Annotated in this window: 12 protein-coding genes; 9 read left to right on the forward strand and 3 right to left on the reverse strand. The window is 66.1% G+C overall.

What is annotated here, in order from left to right; all coding sequences use genetic code 11:
- Position 1: 1 nt before the first annotated feature.
- The 4 genes from DB354_RS19540 (at position 2) to DB354_RS19555 (ending at position 5,779) form a co-directional block, all read left to right on the forward strand.
- Positions 2-1,093: a WecB/TagA/CpsF family glycosyltransferase gene (locus DB354_RS19540; RefSeq protein ID WP_107837324.1), complete on the forward strand. Its 1,092-nt coding sequence runs from the start codon at positions 2-4 to the stop codon at positions 1,091-1,093.
- A 240-nt stretch (positions 1,094-1,333) separates the two neighbouring features.
- Positions 1,334-3,529: an adenylate/guanylate cyclase domain-containing protein gene (locus tag DB354_RS19545; RefSeq protein ID WP_107837325.1), complete on the forward strand. Its 2,196-nt coding sequence runs from the start codon at positions 1,334-1,336 to the stop codon at positions 3,527-3,529.
- Between the two features lie 163 nt (positions 3,530-3,692).
- On the forward strand, positions 3,693-4,874 hold the full coding sequence (locus DB354_RS19550) for a FecR domain-containing protein (RefSeq protein ID WP_158277620.1): 1,182 nt from the start codon (positions 3,693-3,695) through the stop codon (positions 4,872-4,874).
- A gap of 167 nt (positions 4,875-5,041) precedes the next feature.
- A complete protein-coding gene (locus DB354_RS19555; protein WP_107837327.1) occupies positions 5,042-5,779 on the forward strand; it encodes a hypothetical protein in 738 nt (245 codons plus the stop codon).
- 193 nt (positions 5,780-5,972) lie between these two features.
- Here the strand turns inward: DB354_RS19555 and DB354_RS19560 are convergent, their stop codons facing one another.
- A complete protein-coding gene (locus DB354_RS19560; RefSeq protein WP_107837328.1) occupies positions 5,973-6,992 on the reverse strand; it encodes a haloacid dehalogenase-like hydrolase in 1,020 nt (339 codons plus the stop codon).
- Positions 6,993-7,099: 107 nt separating this feature from the next.
- Between DB354_RS19560 and prfA the strand changes: the two genes are divergently transcribed.
- Entirely contained in the window at positions 7,100-8,218 is a 1,119-nt protein-coding gene (gene prfA / locus DB354_RS19565; RefSeq protein WP_107837329.1) for a peptide chain release factor 1, read from the forward strand.
- 1 nt (position 8,219) lies between these two features.
- Complete coding sequence (gene prmC / locus DB354_RS19570) at positions 8,220-9,086, forward strand: peptide chain release factor N(5)-glutamine methyltransferase (protein WP_107837330.1); 867 nt, start codon at positions 8,220-8,222, stop codon at positions 9,084-9,086.
- 22 nt (positions 9,087-9,108) lie between these two features.
- Here the strand turns inward: prmC and DB354_RS19575 are convergent, their stop codons facing one another.
- Positions 9,109-11,607 carry a carboxy terminal-processing peptidase gene (locus tag DB354_RS19575; protein ID WP_158277621.1) on the reverse strand — a complete coding sequence of 833 codons (2,499 nt, stop codon included), beginning with the start codon at positions 11,605-11,607 and terminating at the stop codon, positions 9,109-9,111.
- 113 nt (positions 11,608-11,720) lie between these two features.
- A complete protein-coding gene (locus DB354_RS19580) occupies positions 11,721-12,647 on the reverse strand; it encodes a rhomboid family intramembrane serine protease (protein ID WP_107837331.1) in 927 nt (308 codons plus the stop codon).
- Positions 12,648-12,882: 235 nt separating this feature from the next.
- On the opposite strand from DB354_RS19580, the gene DB354_RS19585 reads away from it, so the two are divergent.
- The 3 genes from DB354_RS19585 (at position 12,883) to DB354_RS19595 (ending at position 17,193) form a co-directional block, all read left to right on the forward strand.
- On the forward strand, positions 12,883-13,119 hold the full coding sequence (locus tag DB354_RS19585) for a ferredoxin (protein WP_107837332.1): 237 nt from the start codon (positions 12,883-12,885) through the stop codon (positions 13,117-13,119).
- Positions 13,120-13,263: 144 nt separating this feature from the next.
- The gene (locus DB354_RS19590) at positions 13,264-15,078 is read left to right on the forward strand and encodes a TonB-dependent receptor (protein WP_107837333.1); all 1,815 of its coding nucleotides are present in this window, start codon (positions 13,264-13,266) and stop codon (positions 15,076-15,078) included.
- A 54-nt stretch (positions 15,079-15,132) separates the two neighbouring features.
- On the forward strand, positions 15,133-17,193 hold the full coding sequence (locus DB354_RS19595) for a M3 family metallopeptidase (RefSeq protein WP_107837334.1): 2,061 nt from the start codon (positions 15,133-15,135) through the stop codon (positions 17,191-17,193).
- Positions 17,194-17,243: the final 50 nt, after the last annotated feature.

Below are 17,243 nucleotides of genomic sequence, written 5' to 3' on the forward strand. Positions count from 1 at the left end.
GATGAACGACGCGACATCGGAGTTACTTCCTCGGGCGACTTTGAAGCAGGTGCTGGGCGGGCGCGCGCGGCTGGTGGGCGCGCGCTGCGACGCGCGGTTGCCACGCGGCTTGGTGTCACCGGTGGAGGCGCGGCTAAGGATGGGGATCCCGTACGGCGATCTGCACGGCGCGGAGGCGGCGTATCTCGCGCGGCGGACCCTGGGCTCGGACCTCGGCGTGGTGGCGCGCGCGTTGCTGGCGGCGGCGCTGGCGCCCTCGGCCCGGGCGGCGGCGGCCCGGCGGCCGTTCGTGGTGTCGGCCCCGCTCGACAACCTTTCGATCATGGAGGCGGTGCAGGTGGTCCTGGCGCCGCCGGAGGCGGAGCGGGCGCGGCTCGTGTACTTTGTGCACGCGCACGCGCTGAACCAGGCCCGATTCAATCGCACCTATGCCGACGTGCTCGCGCGGGCGGACGCGCTGCTCCCGGACGGCATCGGTATCCGGCTCGCGGCGCGGCTGCTCGGCGTGGCGATGCGCGACAATGTCAACGGCACGGACCTGTTCCCCATCCTCTGTCGGGAGGCGGCGGAGCGCGGCTTGCCGCTGGTGCTGATCGGGGGAGCGTCCGGCGTGGCGGAGGCGTGTGCCCGGCGGATGCGGGCGGAGGTGCCGGGACTGCGGGTGCCGCTCGCGGTGCCCGGGTTCTTCAAGGACGCCGATGAGCCGGCGGCGCTGGCCGGGCGGATTCACGCGCTCGGGCGGGCGCTGGTATTGGTGGGCATGGGCAGTCCGCGCCAGGAGCTGTGGGCGTGGGAGCATCTGCGCGGCTGCGGCGGGGCGACGGTGCTCACCGTGGGCGGGCTGTTTGATTTCTATTCGGGCCGCGTGCGGCGGGCACCGGTGTTCTGGCGGGAGACGGGGATGGAGTGGGCGTACCGCCTGCTGCAGGAGCCGCGGCGGCTGGCGCGCCGGTACCTCGTGGGCAACCCGCTGTTTCTGGCGCTGGCGCTCGAGCAGCGGATCCGCGGGCCGAGAGTGCCGCCGGCGGAGGGGCGGTGCGGGGAGGCAACAGAATCCCGAGGGATTCGAGACGCGGCTGGCCGGTCGGAGTGACCTCATCGGCCGGCGGTAGCCGAACGAGAACGAGCACGACGCAGAGGCACTCAATTCCTCCAGGCAGGACACGGCGGCCACGGAGATCGGAGGAGGACACGGAGGAATACCGCATGAGCCGGTTTCGCTCCGCGTCCTCCTCCGTCCTCCGTGCGCTCCGTGACGAGAGCGATGAGAACGAGGACCACGGGGAGGATTGGACCTTGAGGAGCGAACGGCGGGAGGGCAGGCTCGGCGGCCGTGAAGCGCGTCCTCGCCTTCCTGAAGCAGCATGCGTTGCCGGCGGCCCTGTGTTTTGGCGTCGCGTTGGCGCTGATGCAGACGCCGTTCTTCCGGCACATCGAGAACCTGACGATGGACGAGCGGGTGCGGCTGCGGGCTCGGCTGGAGGTGACGGTTCCCGCGGATGAGATCGCGTTATTGGCAGTGGACGAGACGAGCCTGCGGGAGATCGGGCGGTGGCCCTGGGACCGCGAGGTGCATGGCGATCTGATGGCGCTGCTGGGGCGCGTGCGGCCGAGCGTGGTGGCGTGGGACTTTCTCTTTACGGAGCCCAGTGGGTCGGACGCGCACTTTGCCCGCGGCATCCGGCAAAACCGGGCGGTGGTGCTCGGGGCGATGCGGCCGGAAGCGGAGGACGACGGCTGGACGCCGGAGCAGGCGAGGGCGGCGGGAGCGCAGCTGGCGCCAATCACGCGGGTGGAGGGCGATCGTCGGCTGATCCCCGCGGCGCCGGCGATGATCGCGCCGCAGGGCGAACTCGCGACGGCGGCGGCGATCGGATTCGTGGATACGCCGGTGGGGGCGGATGGCGTGCGGCGGACGGCGCCGCTGGTGGTCCGGATCGGCGCGGAGGTCTATCCCGCGCTCGCGTTGCGCACGCTGATGGCGCATTGGGGCGTGGCGGCGGGCGAGGTGACGGTGAGGCTGGGGCGGGAAGTGGAGATCGAGAGTCCGCTGGCGCGGCGGCGCATCCCGATCGATGCGACGGGAGCCTATGCGATCAATTTCCGCAGCGGCCCGCAGGGGGTGCGCCAGTACGGCTACAGCACGGTGCTGGTGACGCTGGCGAAGCGGTTCGCGCACGGGCAGGCGGTGCCGGTGCCGGCGTTGGCGGGACGGATCGTGCTCGTGGGCCAGGTGGCGGATGGGCTGACGGACCTCGGGCCGACGCCCTTTGCGCCGCTGACGCCGCTCGTGCTCGTGCACGCCAACGTGATCGAGAACGTGCTGCGGGAGGATTATCTGCGCGTGGTTCCGCCGGGCTGGATCTGGGCGGGAGCGTTTGGGGCCGGCCTTGTCACGCTGGCGGCGTACGGGCGCCGGCGTCCGATTGTGCAGGGCGTGGTGGGCGGGGGCGTGCCGCTGGTGTTCGTGGCGGGCGCGACGCTCGCGTGGATCAACGGCAGTTGGGTGGTGCCGCTGGTCGGGCCGCTGTTGGGTTACGGCGCTTTGCAGGGCTTCATGATCGCGCGACGGATGCTGCAGGAGCTGCACGCCAAGGAGCGCATCAAGGGCATGTTTGGGACTTACGTGTCGCCCGAGTTGGTGCGGCAGTTGGTGGCGTCGGGACAGCAGCCGGAGCTCGGCGGACACGAGGAGGAGATCACCGCGTTCTTCAGCGACATCCAGGAGTTTTCCTCATTTTCGGAGATCCTGCCGCCGGACCGGCTGGTGGAGCTGATGAACGAGTATCTGACCTTGTGCACGGACATCGTGCAGGCAAACGGGGGAACCCTGGACAAGTACATCGGCGATGCGGTGGTGGCGATGTACGGGGCGCCGGTCCGGCTGCCGGACCACGCCTATCGGGCATGCCGCAGCGCGGTGGAAATCCAGCGGGCGCTTGCAGAACTGCGGGAGCGCTGGCGGGCGGAGGCGCGGTGGCCGGAGCTGGTTATGCGGATCCGAACCCGGATCGGGTTGAACACCGGCCCGTGTGTGATCGGCAACATGGGGAGCCGGACGCGTTTCAACTATACGATGATGGGCGACCACGTGAACCTGGCGGCGCGGATGGAGTCGGGAGCAAAGAGCTGGGGAACCTATGCGATGTGCACGGAGGCGACGCGGCGGGCCTGTGAGGCGGCAGCGGGGGACGAGGTGGTGTTCCGGCCGCTGGGGCGGATCCGCGTGAAAGGGCGGCGCGCGGCGGTGCCAATCCACGAGATCGTGGGGCGGCGCGGCGAAGTGTCGGAGGTAACGCAGGCGTGCCTCGGGGAGTTCGCGGCCGCACTGGAGCGATATTATGGGCAGGACTGGGCGGGGGCGGAGGCCGGTTTTCGACGGAGCGCGGCGTTGGAGCCGCTGGCGACGGAACTGGAGCGTGGGGTAAAGACGACGCCGTCACTCATTTATATCGAACTGGTGAGCCGGCACCGCCTGGATCCGCCGCCGGCGGAGTGGGACGGAGTATACGAGATGAAGGAAAAGTGAAACCGGGCGGGAGGGTGGGTTAGGACCGGCTTTGCAGTTGAGTTGGCAGGGCGTTCTGGCAGGTTCGCGACGGTTTTGGACGTCTGGAGGAACGCCACAGCTCCGTGGCCCGACGTGACGTCGAAACCACCCCACAATGAGAACGCTGCCCTTCCGTTTCTCGATGCTCGCGCTGGTCATGGCGCTGATGGTTGCGGTCAACGCGGTGGCTCAGGAAGCACGCATTGTTAAGCTCGTCGGCACGGGTTCCGCGGTGGTGGAGGTGGATGGCCGGGTGACCCCGGCGCGGGAAGCGATGGTCCTCCCGCTTAACGCCGAGATTCGTACGACGGGCCAGGAGGTGTATGTGGAGGTGGCGACCGGAATCGTGGCCACCGTGAAAGCGAACTCGATTGTGCGGCTGGATACGTTGTCGAGTGCAGGGTCGGTCCTGGAGCTGAAGCAAGGCACGCTGGTCAGCCAGATCGACAAGAAGCGGAACGCGGGGAAGAGCTATCAGGTGAAGACGCCACGGGGCGTGGCGGCGGCGCGCGGCACGGCCTTCACCATATCGCTGGCCCACGACGGGCTCGCGGTCGCGGCGACGGCGGATGCGATCACGTTCACCACTCCGGCGGGAGTGTCGTTCACGGTGCAGGCAGGCATGATCAGCCGGGCCGATCCGGGGCAGCCGCCGGGGGCGCCGATGCCCCTGGCGACGGCGGCCGCGTCGGACCCCGAGGTGGGGACGTTGGTGCGAGATGCGGTGCAGGTCCTGGCAACCGTGGTGGAGAACAATCTCGGCTCAATTTCGGCGGACTCGGCCGTGAACCTGATGGCCCAAGTGTTGGCGGTGGCGGTCATGGCGGTGCCGACGGAAGCGACGACGTTCACCGCGCAGGCGGTCACGGCGGTGACATCGAGTACGTCTGCGACAGGGGCCTCGGCAGATTCGGCGGCGTTGGCGGCGGGTGCCGTCACGGCGGCGGCGGTGCAATCGGCGCCGGCGCAGGCGGCAGCGATTGCCGGCGCGGCGGCCCAAGCGGCGCCGGCGCAGGCGGGAGTTATTACCGCTGCGGCGCAGAGTACGGCGCCGGCCGGCGCGGCCAGTGCGATTGTTTCCGAGGTCGCATCGGCGACCGGCCAGACCACCTCAGCGGTGCAGGCAAGCGCCGACGCATCGGCGACGCAGGCCGCGAACGCGGTGAGCGTTTCCCGCGATGCGATCAGCGGCATCACCTCCGGATCGGCTTCCCAAGCCACCCCGCCGGAAACCGTCACGCCGTCGCCGGAAGCTGGTGACACGGGCTTGCCGCAGACGCCAAGTGTTCCGGTGGTCGATCCAACGGTGAGCCCATCATCTTAACCCGGTATTTTATGGGGCTGGAGTTTACGCCAACGGCCTGCTTTAGACCGGTTCGTCCTGGGGGTATCCACCGCGCCATAATAGGTTTAATCCTTGCTTCGGTGACCCAATTGCATAATTCGCTAACCGCCATTCCCACCACACCTACCACCCTTTAATACGATCCCATGAAAACACGCAGCCTACTGCTGGCTTTGGTCGCCAGCGCTTTGTCGTCGTTTGCTATCGCGGCCGATTCTGGCAGCGCTTTGCCCTCGCAGCTCGCCGCTCAGTTGCAGGCGGCCAATGTGTCGCAGGAGGTTGTCAATCAAGTGACTGCGGCTCTGCAGTCCGGTGACACCACAGCGCTTGCTCAGATTGCGGCCGCCAATCCGACCTTGGCTCCGAGTCTCGTGAGCGCAGCGGCGGCGGCTCATCCGGCGACGGCGGCAAGCATCGCGGTCGCGGTGACCCGTGCGGTGCCCGCCCAAGCGGCGGCGATTGCTTCGGCTGCCGCTCAGGCGGTTCCCACCCAGGCGGCGACGATCGCTGCGGCGGTCGTGGTCGTTGCTCCGACGCAGGCGGCGGCGGTTGCCGCGGCGGTCGTGACGGCGGTTCCCTCGCAGTCTGGTGCGATCACGGCGGCGGTTACGACGGTTGCTCCGACGGCTGCTGACTCCGTGATCAACGCCGTCGCCACCGCGACGAACACCTCGAGTGACACGGTTCGCTCGGACGCGACGGCCAATGCCGCTGCCGGTCAGGCTGCTGCTTCGACGGCGACCCAGGCCGTGGCCAGCACTCCAGCGGTTGAGACCGTCACCCCTGGGCCGGCGCCTGAGACCCCGGCGACGACGACCCCGAACACCACTCCGACGTCGCCGGTGATTGACCCGACGGTCAGCCCCTCGGGCACCAATCCGTAAGGCCAAGCCTTCCTTTCGAGGCACTGGGATCTCCCCCAGTGCCTTTTTTTGTGTCCGGATGTCCTGGGCACGGCTCACGAGGTCGCCTGTGCCGGCAAGGCCTTGCAGCGTGGCAGAAGGGTAGCGCCAAGCGGCCACCGGCGCGGAGGCCAAGCTGCGCAGACGAACGGGATTGTCGCGACTGCGGTGAACCTTACTCGAGGAAGGTCTCCTGCTTGGGTGCCTTCTTGGCGGCGGCTGACTCGTCAGGAGCCGTGTTCAGATGCCGCGGCGGCTTGGATGCCTTGCTGGCGACGGCCAACTCGCGGTCCGCCACGATGCGATCACAGATCTGATGAATGTGGAGCCGGAGCCACTGAGCGGTGCTCGAACCGGGCTGGTAGTCGGCTGGGCCGTAGGCATCGATGCGCCCGGATTGCAGCAGACGGTCGTTCTGCTCGAATTCGGCGAGCTTATCGGGATTGTACACGGCGTACGCCCGGCCGCCGCCCTTCTTCACCACCGAAAAACTCGGGACGTCGCTTGGACCGTCCGCGATGTAGATCATGTTCTGGATCGGAATGCGCCGATCCTCGGCGGCCATCTTGGAATTCACATCGATGGCGGAGTTCCGGTTGGTGCCCTTGTTGATCTCGAAGATCGCGCGGGTCTTGGTCGTGTTGTCGATCACCATGCCGATCTGGGCAATCTCGGCACTCGCCTCAAGCGAGAGTTCCTTCTGTTGGAGGAAGCCGGGCTGAAGGGGATTCTCGACGAACTCGCAGGCCCAGATTCCGTCCACGTGCTGAGCGATCGCACTGCCGCGGATCATGGGCGCAATGCCGGTGCTGACGATGTAGTGTTCGACCGAGATCTCGTGCTTCACGTACTCGGGTTTCTCGAGCGCGAAGGCTTTGGCGCGGCCGAAAAATTCCGGGAGGCCGGGGTAGAACTTAATGTCGGAGCCGCACTCGAAGAGAATCTTGTTGTTCAATCCGGCCAGTGGGCCGGCGAGCACGTAGGTGAGCAGGTGGTTGAGATACGCGATCTCCGGCGACAGGTGATAACCGCGGCGCCGGTAGTGCTCAGCGAGCTTGTTGGTTTCCTCCCAAAACGTTCCTTCGTCGATGCCGTACCGACGGAAGAGCGGCGCCTGCATATATTCCGGGATTAAGGTCTTGTCGAAGTCCCAGATGCACGCGATGGTGTTTTGAGTGAAGAGTGTTGTGGCCATTGCAGATCACTAGTGCGAGGCGTCGTGCCGCGCCGATCGATGCTGCAAACACAAGCCGGGCGCCGCGGCTCGCGCAATTCGCAAATGGCCCCTGCGCTGTGTAATCCATGGACGAACTTCCCGACATTGAACCTTTTCAACGCCGCCACGACGAACTCGGGGCACAGATGGCCGACCCGTCTTTCTATTCCAATCCGCGGCGGGCGGCAGACGTTACCCGGGAGCACCAGAAACTGAGCCAGCTGATCGCCGATCATGCAGCGTTTCAGCGCGTGGATCGTGAAGTCGGGGAGGCGCTTGCCCTGGGCAAGGACCCCACGGCTGATGCCGACCTGAAGGAACTTGCGGCGGCGGAACTCCCGGAACTGCAGCAGCGGCGCGAGGAGCTGCGCAAGACGGTGTTGCTGGCGATGATCCCGCCGGACCCGACCGATTCCCGCGATACGGTGATGGAGATCCGCGCGGGCACGGGTGGCGACGAGGCCAGCCTCTTTGCCGCTGAACTCTTCCGGATGTATTCGAAGTACGCGGATGGCTGCGGATGGAAAATCCAGCCGATGAGCAGCAGCTTGTCCGAGCGCGGCGGTTTCAAGGAGGTCATTTTCCTGATCACGGGCGTCGACGTGTACAAACAGCTGAAGTTCGAGAGCGGGGTGCATCGCGTCCAACGCGTGCCCGTCACGGAGGCCAACGGCCGCATTCATACGTCGACGGTCACGGTGGCGGTACTGCCCGAGGCCGAGGAGGTGGACGTCCATATCGACCCGCAGGACCTCGAGATCACGGTGAGTCGTGCGAGCGGCCCCGGTGGGCAGGGCGTGAATACCACGGATTCCGCGGTCCAGATCGTGCACAAGCCGACCGGGCTGATCGTGTCTTGTGCCGACGAACGTTCGCAGCTGAAGAACAAGGCAAAGGCAATGACGGTGCTGCGGTCCCGACTCCTGAAGCGCCGCGAGGAGGAGGAACGGGCGAAGTATGCCGCGACTCGACGCAGCCAGATCGGTTCGGGCGATCGCAGCGAACGCATCCGCACCTACAATTTCCCGCAGAACCGGATGACGGATCACCGGATCGGCCTCACGCTCTACAGCCTGCCCCAGGTGATGGAAGGCGATATCCAGACGCTCATCAACGCGCTCCAGAAGGCCGACTATGAGGAGAAGCTGGCGGCGCTGACCGGACAGGCGTTTGCGCCGGCCCGGGCGGCAGATCTGGACGACTGACATGCTCACCGTCCTGGAGATCATCAAGCGTACGACAGAGTTTCTGGGTGCGAAGGGCGTTGATGCCGCGCGGCTCAATGCGGAGCACCTGATTGGCCACGCGCTTGGGCTGAAGCGGATGCAGCTTTACCTCCAGTTCGAGCGGCCGCTTGCCGAGAGCGAACTGGAGAAAATCCGCCCGTTGGTGCGCCGACGAGCCCAGCACGAGCCACTGCAGTACATCCTGGGCGAAACCGAGTTTCACGGGCTCAAGCTCAAGGTCGACAAACGGGCGCTCATTCCCCGTCCCGAGACCGAGCTCCTGGTGGAACAACTGGTCGCTTTGTATGTGCCCAATCCCCCGGCTCGGATCCTGGATATGGGCACGGGAAGCGGCGCCATTGCGTTGGCACTGGCGCGGGCGTTTCCAGTGGCTGAAGTCGTGGCCACGGATCTCAGCGAAGAAGCCCTGGCGCTGGCGGCGGAGAATGCGGCCGCTGATCCGGGCACCGCCCGCGTGCGCCTGGGCCGCTCGCGCTGGTTTGAGACCCTGCCGGCCCCGGGCCCGTACGAGCTAATCGTTTCGAACCCGCCATATCTTTCAGCCGAAGAGACGGCCCAGACTCATCCGGAGGTGCGGCAGCATGAGCCGGTATCGGCGCTGACAGCCGCGGAAGGCGGGCTCGCGGACCTGCGCGAGATAATTACGGAGGCCCCCACTTTCCTGCGGGCGGGCGGGCTGTTGGCGCTGGAGACCGGGATCGCTCAGCATGCCGCGCTTCTCGCGATGGCGAAAGCGGCTGGCTTTGCCCGGGCGGAATCGCGTCGGGATCTGACCGGACGCGATCGCTACGTGTTTGCCTGGATGCCGGCGGAGCCGGCCGCCTGACCAGGCAGGGCGGAGGCAGACTTCAGCTGCCGGCCTTGGGGTTGGTCTTGGCGGCGACGGTGATCGGCGGACGGTTGCTGGTCCAGAGTTCCCGATTCTGCCCCAGGTTGATGGCGTCGCCAACGATGCGGAGTGCCTCACGCAGGTGAACGTCGGCCTTGGTATAGGTCTCGTTCTCCTCAAATTCATCGAGCCCGTCGTCATCTTCCCCCTCCTTTGGGGCCGCCTTGATCTTCGGTGGCGGCGGCGGTGCCAGATAGATCGGGGTGTAGGCGAAGTCCGACTTGGCGATCTTCTCGCGCTCGGCCTTCATCTCCTTCCGGAACGCCTCGTCGGCGTCTTTCTGGCGCTCACGCTCCTTCAAATTGACCGAAACGAGCTTCTGCTGCTGGCGGGTTTTGAACCACTCCACGTTTTTGCGCAGATACTCGAACTCCTCGAGTTTGGCCTGCCGACTGAGGCTGGCTTCGCGCAGCGGCTTGATGAACTTCGCGTCGAGCGGCTGGCCATCGAAAAGACTGCTCGGAATCTGGTCCCAGACGAGCGCGCGAGGCAGGTCCGCCTCACCGATGTTCGGGATGTAATCCTCGATCGATGGGAGCGTGATGTCGGGGATCACACCCTTGAGTTGGGTGGAGGCGCCGCTCGGCAGGTAGTATTTCTGGATGGTGAACTTGGCGGCACCGGTCTTTTCCGTCGCCCGCCGGAGTTCGTTGCTGATCTGCTTCAGCTCAACAACCTGCTGCACGGTGCCCTTGCCATGCGTGGAACTGTCGCCCACGACCACGGCCCGGCCGTAGTTCTGGAGCGCACCGGTGACGATTTCGGAGGCGGACGCGCTGAAGCGGTCAACGAGCACCGCGAGTGGCCCCTCGTAAGCCACCTGCGGGTTCTCGTCGCTATCGGGTCTGATCTCACCGTCGTAGCTCTTCACCTGCACCACGGGACCGCGACCAATGAACAGGCCCGTCAATTCGATCGCCTCCGTGAGGTAGCCGCCGCCGTTGCGGCGCAGGTCGAGCACGATACCCTTGACCTTGCGGTCTTTGAGCAAGGCGATGAGCCGGGCGACATCCTTCGAGGCGGAGGTCTTTTCCGAGTCCGTATCCCCGTCGTCGGCGGGGCCGTAGAACGCGGGGAGGGTGATGACGCCGAAGGGCTCCGTCTGCCCCTTGCCGTTGGGCAGCTGGAATACCGCGGCCCGGGCGCGCTGCGCGTTCAGCTTCACCACGTCGCGCGTGATGATGATTTCGCGACGCACGGCGGAATCGGCGGCCTCGGCGGGCTGGATCATGAGATGCACAGGAGTGCCCTTTTCGCCCCGGATCATGTCGACGATCTTGCGCAGCTTCATGCCGATGACCTCGACCGGCTCCTGGCCGGGCTGGGCCACGGAGATGATCTTGTCGTTGGGTTTGAGTTGGCGTCCCAGGTCGGCGGGGCCGCCGGGCACGATCTCCTTCACGACGCAGTTGTCATCCTCCAACCCCAGCAGCGCGCCGATGCCGACGAGCTGAAGCTTCATCTGGATGGCGAAGTCCTCGAACGTGGTTGCGGAGAAATAGGTGGAGTGCGGGTCGTAGAGGCGGGCGATCGTCGACAGGTACAGCTCGACGAGGTCGTTTTGGTCAATTTCGGCGAGGTTTTTGAGCATGCGCTCGTAGCGCTTCCGCACGGTCTCCTTGGCCTTGTCGAGTTTCGAGAGAGGAGCCGTGGCGGGGGTGGTCGCGGTGGCGGCAACGTTGGATGCCTGGTTCGACGATTTCACCGCAGGGGTGGCCGGGGCCGGCGCAGAATTCGGAAGCGCGGCCGGTTTGCTCGAGTCAGGGGACGCCGTTCCGACGCGCGGCGCTTCGCCGGGGACCGTAATGGCGCCGTTGGTCGATGGCCCCGTGGGGGAGCCAGGTTTGGTGTCAGCTGAGGCCACGGGCTTCGCGTCCTTGGTGCTCAACATCTCGGCGATCAGCTCGAACTTGAGGCGCTTGCGCCAGAGGTCGTCCGCCGCCGCCATGTCGGAGGGCCATTCGGACTTGGTGCGGTCGACGCGGTAAGTCTCGGTGGTGGAGAAGTCGAAATCCTTCTTGAGCTCGTCGAACACCCAGTTGATGCGCGCCTGCACGCGGGACTGATAGGTGTAGAAGATGTCGTACGCGGGATTCAGGTTACCCACGTAACGAACATTGTAATACGTGTTCTTGCCGTGCTCCTGGACAAACCGGGTCTTGTCGCTGTTGAGAAAGAACAGGTGCTGCCCGTCCAGGTCGCTCATGTAGTCCGGGATCACGTCGGAGTAGTCGGTGCCCACGGCATCGCGGTTGTAATGCGCCTGCTCCAGGAGCTGGACCAGCGTCATGGCCTCGGCGGCGACGCGCGGCGGGGTGGTGAAGCGCTGGTCCGTGCTCGCGCTGGGCACCCTGGACGTTGCGGTCTGGGGATCGTTGGCCGCGAGGGCCGTTGCGCCAGCGAGGACAATACCGGACAGAAAGGCGAGACGACGGGCGATGGGAATGGCGCAACTCATGGGCGGTTTAGATGGGAACTCCTTCGAAATGTTCAGTCCAGTTCTGGAAATTCAAGCTGGGGTGGAGAAACGCAGGGTGGTTGAGAAAAAAGAAAGCCCGTGGGGCGGCGGGCTTAGCGGCGACTGATCTGGTGACGGGCTTCATCCAGGATGCGCCGTTCCTCCTCGGTGAGCGACCCGAAGCCCTGGCTGTTGATCTTGTCGAGGATTCGGTCGACTTCGGCGCGCACATCTCCCGGGTTCGCGGGCGCATCGGGCAGGGGCGGTGGAGGCGGGAACGAGGCGGGAGTGCCGTCGCCCTCGTTTCCCGGACGCCGCAGCCAGCGGGGAAGCTCGATCTCGCCCGGGCGGTGCCGCCGGTTGAACCAAGGGTTGTCGTAAATGTAGCGGTAGAAGAGGAATCCCGTGAGCATTCCGCCCAGGTGCGCCGAACTCGCGTAGGTGGCACCGTAGGGGAGCTTGAGCCCCGGCAGCTCCCAGGCGACCAAGGCAACAGCATCGAGGGCTACAAGCGCCGCAGCGACGTGCTTCGGCTTCAGCGTTACGGGGAACAGGAAGAAAAGGAGGAAATTCAGTTCCTGGTTCGGGAAGAAACAGACGAAAACGATGAACAGCGCGTCGACCGCGGCGGTGGCTCCGATCAAGGTCTGGTTGCCCCCGAACCGCCAGTGGACGGCGGTCCAAGCCAGGCCCCCGACGATCGTCGCCGCCGCGTAAAGGCCCATGAAGCGTCGGGTGCCCAGCATCGGAATCAGCTCCCGTCCCAGGAGAAAGAGCGCGCCGACGTTCACCAGGATGTGAAAGATGAACTGCGTGTCGTGTAAGAAGCTGTACGTCAGAAGCGTCCACAGCCTGAGGTCGCGGACGGCGGGTACACTCAGGGCAAAGGCGTCGCTGAGCTGGGAGCCGCTGCGCAGCCAGTTGGTGGACAGGGCGAACTGAACGATGAAGACGGCAAGGAGCGCGCAGATCAGCCACGTGAGCGCCGAGGTTTTTTCACCTCGGTATTCACCGCGCAGGGAAGGCCGATCAGAACGCATCCGGGGGACGCTAGTGGCGGGGACTTCAAATACAAGCCGGGGGCTCCAATTCGGGCGCCGTAGTGACCACACGCATTTCAGCGGGAACTCAATGTCCGCGCTGAGCTTTGCATTGGGGGCTCAAAGCATCTGGAAGCCTTCGTCCTTCCGGCGTTTGGGGGACGGAAATTGGGTCACGATGACCCGGCTGGCCGCTTGACACTCCCGGGGGTTGTTCGCTTGTTTCGGCCGATCTATGGCGAACAAAGCTGACAAGTGGGCACCGAACGTTCCGGGAAAATTCTACGTCGATCAGCAATGTATCGACTGCGACCTGTGCCGGGAGACCGCCCCGTCGTTCTTCGCCCGACATGATGAAGGTGGTTATTCCTATGTGTCGAAGCAGCCGGTGACCGAGGAGGAAGTCGCCCAGTGCATGGAGGCCCTCGAGGGCTGTCCTGTCGAAGCCATCGGCAACGACGGCGACGAGTAAGCGTCCGCCCTGCCACCCCCCTCATTGCGCCCGGCCCGACCGCCGGGCTTTTTTGTGCCGCCGAAACGACGCTTGTTAAGCGGACACGATATACGGATAAACAATGGCTTGTTTTCCACGGGAGGGGGCGTTAGCGGTTCGGGGATGAAGCCAATCTGCTTCGGATTCACCCTACTGCTGGGCGCCGCGGTCGCGAGCGCGGCGGCGGAGCCCACCGCGCTGCCGCCGTTCACGGTGTACTCAGGACGCGTCGCGAACCAGACGCCCACCGGCACCATCGCGATGCCGGTATCCGCGCTACGGTACGAGCCCCGGGTAGACCTGCAGGGGCGAAACCTCGTGGAGGGACAGGCGGACATCACGATTCGCGGCGGCACGTTTGAAAACTCGGGTTTTCGAATTGGCGTGTTGTCCCTGACCGATCCGCAGACGGGACACTATCTCGCGGAGCTGCCGATCGCGCCGGTGCTGCTGGGAGCTCCGGAAGTGCTGACGGGGATGGGGCTGGCCGTGACGACAACGAATGCCACGACCGGCGCCATCAGCTATGGCTGGCGGGAGATCCGGGACGGGGGCGCCGCGCAGATCGGGGCGGGACCGCATGGGTTGCGGCGGTCGGAGGTGTACCAGGGCGTACGTTCCGACGCGGGAGATTGGGGCGCGGATGTCGCCCTTGCGCATTCCGAGTCCGATGGGCCGATCGCGTTCAGCGACCATCGCTTCCGTCGGGCGAATGGGCGTCTGCAGCGCGCGACGCGCACGGCCCAATCCGACCTCGTCGTGGGGTACCAGGAGAAGAACTTCGGTTGGCCGAATCTCTACACGCCCTTCAATTCCTTTGAATCCGAGAATCTTCAGACGCTGTTGCTGGCGGCGAATCATCGGGTGGCGCTCGGGGGCGATGACTACGTCGCGATTGGAGCGTACTATCGGCGCAACAAGGACGACTATGCGTTCAACCGGTTCGCGCCGCTCCCGCCGGTGCATCCGTTCCAGCACACGACCTGGCAGCAGGGAGTCGCGGCGGAAGGCCGGCGTGACTTGGGCGGCTGGGCGCTCACCGCCCGCGCCGAATGGCTCGCGGATGAGCTGAAATCGACCTCCCTGCGTCCGGGCAGTCGTACGCTCGCGAAGGTGGCAGTCGTTCCGGAGAAGTCGTGGACCGTCGGCGGGGGGGACATGCTCACGGCCCGAGCGGGGCTCGCCTATGATGACTCCAACCGCCGGACCGGCGAGTTCTCGCCCGTGTTCGAGCTCGGGCAGACGTTGGCGGGCGGCCCAGTGCGGTATCTGCATCTTGGGTACACGCAGACGGTGCAGGAACCGTCCTACACCGCCAGCAACGCCAGTCCGGGCAGCGGCCTGTTCCGAGGCAACCCGGCACTGAGGCGCACGATTGCGCGCACGCTGGAGGCGGGCGGCACGGTGCAGGCATGGGGCTGGATGGTGGACACAGCGGTGTTTGCCCGGCACGACCACGACCTGGTCGACTGGACCTTTCGCCGCGGGGTGACGGCGCGCACCGCCAACGCGGTCAACCTGGATACCGCGGGCTTCGAGCTGGTGGCGCGGCGCAGCTGGCCTCGTGTCGACCTCGTGTTCGGCTACACGGCCTTGACGAAGGATCCCGACTACCGGGGCGCGCCGGTCGATGCGAGTTTCTATGCCCTCAACTATGCGCGGCAGCGCCTGACGCTCGCGGCCACGGTGCGCGTGGCACCCGGGGTGGAGCTGCGGGTGGACAACGCGGCCCGACGGCAGGCAGCCAACGCGCTGCGCACCGTGGGCGGCGACGAGGCGGTGCTGACGACAGTGGCGCTCGCGTGGCGTCCGACCGCCTGGCGGCGGGTCGAACTGACGGCCCAGATGGACAACGTCTGGAACAGCCGCTTTCAGGATATTCCGGCCGTGCCGGCGTCCCCGCGGACGTGGTCGGTCGGTGCCAACTACACCTGGTAGCGGGAAGCTTGCGATTTGACATCGGATCGTCGGCGGGCGCACTGCGTGACCGCCATGGCCGCCTCCAATCCGTTCCTCAATCCCGAGTTCCATATCCGCTGGTCACAACTGACGGCGGATCAGGTGGGAGATGCGGTCGAGACCGCGATCGCGCGGGCGCAGGCCGCGGTTGCGGCCATTGCCGCCCGACCGCTCGAAGGCCTCACGTACGAGAACACGTTTCTTGCCCTGGAGCATGCGACGGAGGAGTTGACCGTGACCTGGGGCAAGGTGGCGCACCTGCAGTCGGTGGCGGATGCGCCGGCGCTGCGCGAGGCGCACAACCTGATGCTGCCGAAGGTAGCGGCTTTTCAGGCGAGCGTGCCGCTCAATGCGGAGTTGTGGCGCCGGCTCAAGACGTTCGGGGAGTCTTCGGCGGCCCGAGACGTCACGGGCATCCATCGCCGGTTCCTGGAGGAGACGATGAAGGATTTTCGCCAGGCGGGTGCCGATTTGCCGGCCGACAAGCGGGCGCGGCTGGAGACGCTGCAGGGAGAACTCGCGCAACTCACGCAGCAGTATTCCGAGCATGTCCTCGACGCGACCAATGCCTGGCAGGTGGTGGTCGAGGACGAGGCACGCCTGGCGGGACTCCCGGCGCACGCGAAAGCGGCCGCGCGGCACAGCGCGGAGACGAAGGGCCGGTCCGGCTGGCGTTTCACGCTGCACATGCCGTCGCTCGATCCGTTCATGACGTATCTTGAGGACGACGCGCTGCGGCGGGAGATGTGGACCGCGTCGGCGGCGGTGGGTGCGCAGGCCCCGCACGACAACACCGCGCTGATCGGGCGGATCCTGGCCTTGCGCGCCGAGAAGGCGGCGTTGCTGGGGTATCCCCATTTTGCCGACCTCGTGCTGGAGCGGCGCATGGCCAAGTCGGGGGCCCAAGCGCTGGCGTTCATCGAGGATCTGCGGCATCGCGCGGCTTCGGCGTTCGCGCAGGAGACGGCGGAGTTGGAGGAGTTCCGGGCGCAGCAGACGCAGACCGCCCGCCGGCGCCTCGCGCCCTGGGAGCTGGCGTTCTGGGGGGAGAAGCTCCGGCGGGCCCGGTATGACTTCGATGAAGAACTGCTCCGACCGTACTTCCCGATGGATCGCGTGATTGCCGGGCTATTCGAGATCGCGGGCCGGGTTTTCGGACTGAAGATCGTGGCCCGCGAGCGCGGGGAGGTGGAGACGTGGCACGAAGAAGTGACATTCTACGATGTGAGCGACGCGCGGGGACGACACGTCGGGTCCTTCTACGCCGACTGGCATCCGCGGGAAGCGAAGCGCGGCGGCGCCTGGATGAACTATCTGGTTACCGGTGGTCCCCGCGCGGACGGTTCGCGCGCGCCACACCTCGGCCTCATCTGTGGCAATCTCACGCCCCCGGGGGGGGGAAAGCCGGCGCTGCTCACGCACAACGAAGTCACGACGATCTTCCACGAGTTTGGCCACCTGTTGCATCACCTGTTGGGCGAGGTGGAGATCAAGTCGCTGAACGGTGTCAACGTGGCATGGGACTTCGTGGAGCTGCCCTCGCAGTTGCTGGAGAACTGGGCTTGGGAGCGGGAAGGGCTCGACCTGTTTGCGCGGCACCATGCGACAGGCGAGGCGATCCCGGCGGCGCTCTTCGACAAGATGATCGCGGCGCGGAACTTCCGCTCTGCCTCGGTGATGATGCGGCAGGTCGCCTTTGCGAAGCTGGACCTCCTGCTGCACATGCGCACGGGCGAATTTGCCGGCGCACTGGATGTTGAGCCCCGGCTTCGCGCCGCCATTGCAGAGTGCCTGGTACCCACGGAGCCCCCGGCGCCGACGATCGTGAAGCGCTTTACGCACGTGTTCGCTGATCCCGTGGGCTACGCGGCGGGCTACTACTCTTACAAATGGGCGGAGGTGCTCGATGCCGACGCGTTCACCCGGTTCAAGCGGGAAGGCGTGTTCAACCCCGGGGTGGGATCGGCCTTTGTCACCCATGTGCTCAGCCGGGGAAATTCAGCGGATCCCGCGGAACTGTACCGGGCGTTCATGGGTCGAGACCCCGACCTGAACGCCTTGCTGCAGCGCAGCGGCTTGATGCCGGCGGCATGAGGCCCGGCGGGCCGCTCTGGCCTGCCGCCACGCGACGGCGGCGCCGGGTA

This window comes from Opitutus sp. ER46 (assembly GCF_003054705.1).
Classification (GTDB): Bacteria; Verrucomicrobiota; Verrucomicrobiia; order Opitutales; family Opitutaceae; genus ER46.

Coding starts and splice junctions, on each gene's coding strand:
- DB354_RS19540 (WP_107837324.1), top strand. CDS start 2: ATGAACGACGCGACATCGGAGTTACTTCCTCGGGCGACTTTGAAGCAG.
- DB354_RS19550 (WP_158277620.1), top strand. CDS start 3,693: ATGCTCGCGCTGGTCATGGCGCTGATGGTTGCGGTCAACGCGGTGGCT.
- DB354_RS19555 (WP_107837327.1), top strand. CDS start 5,042: ATGAAAACACGCAGCCTACTGCTGGCTTTGGTCGCCAGCGCTTTGTCG.
- DB354_RS19560 (WP_107837328.1), bottom strand. CDS start 6,992: ATGGCCACAACACTCTTCACTCAAAACACCATCGCGTGCATCTGGGAC.
- prfA (WP_107837329.1), top strand. CDS start 7,100: ATGGACGAACTTCCCGACATTGAACCTTTTCAACGCCGCCACGACGAA.
- prmC (WP_107837330.1), top strand. CDS start 8,220: ATGCTCACCGTCCTGGAGATCATCAAGCGTACGACAGAGTTTCTGGGT.
- DB354_RS19575 (WP_158277621.1), bottom strand. CDS start 11,607: ATGAGTTGCGCCATTCCCATCGCCCGTCGTCTCGCCTTTCTGTCCGGT.
- DB354_RS19580 (WP_107837331.1), bottom strand. CDS start 12,647: ATGCGTTCTGATCGGCCTTCCCTGCGCGGTGAATACCGAGGTGAAAAA.
- DB354_RS19585 (WP_107837332.1), top strand. CDS start 12,883: ATGGCGAACAAAGCTGACAAGTGGGCACCGAACGTTCCGGGAAAATTC.
- DB354_RS19590 (WP_107837333.1), top strand. CDS start 13,264: ATGAAGCCAATCTGCTTCGGATTCACCCTACTGCTGGGCGCCGCGGTC.
- DB354_RS19595 (WP_107837334.1), top strand. CDS start 15,133: ATGGCCGCCTCCAATCCGTTCCTCAATCCCGAGTTCCATATCCGCTGG.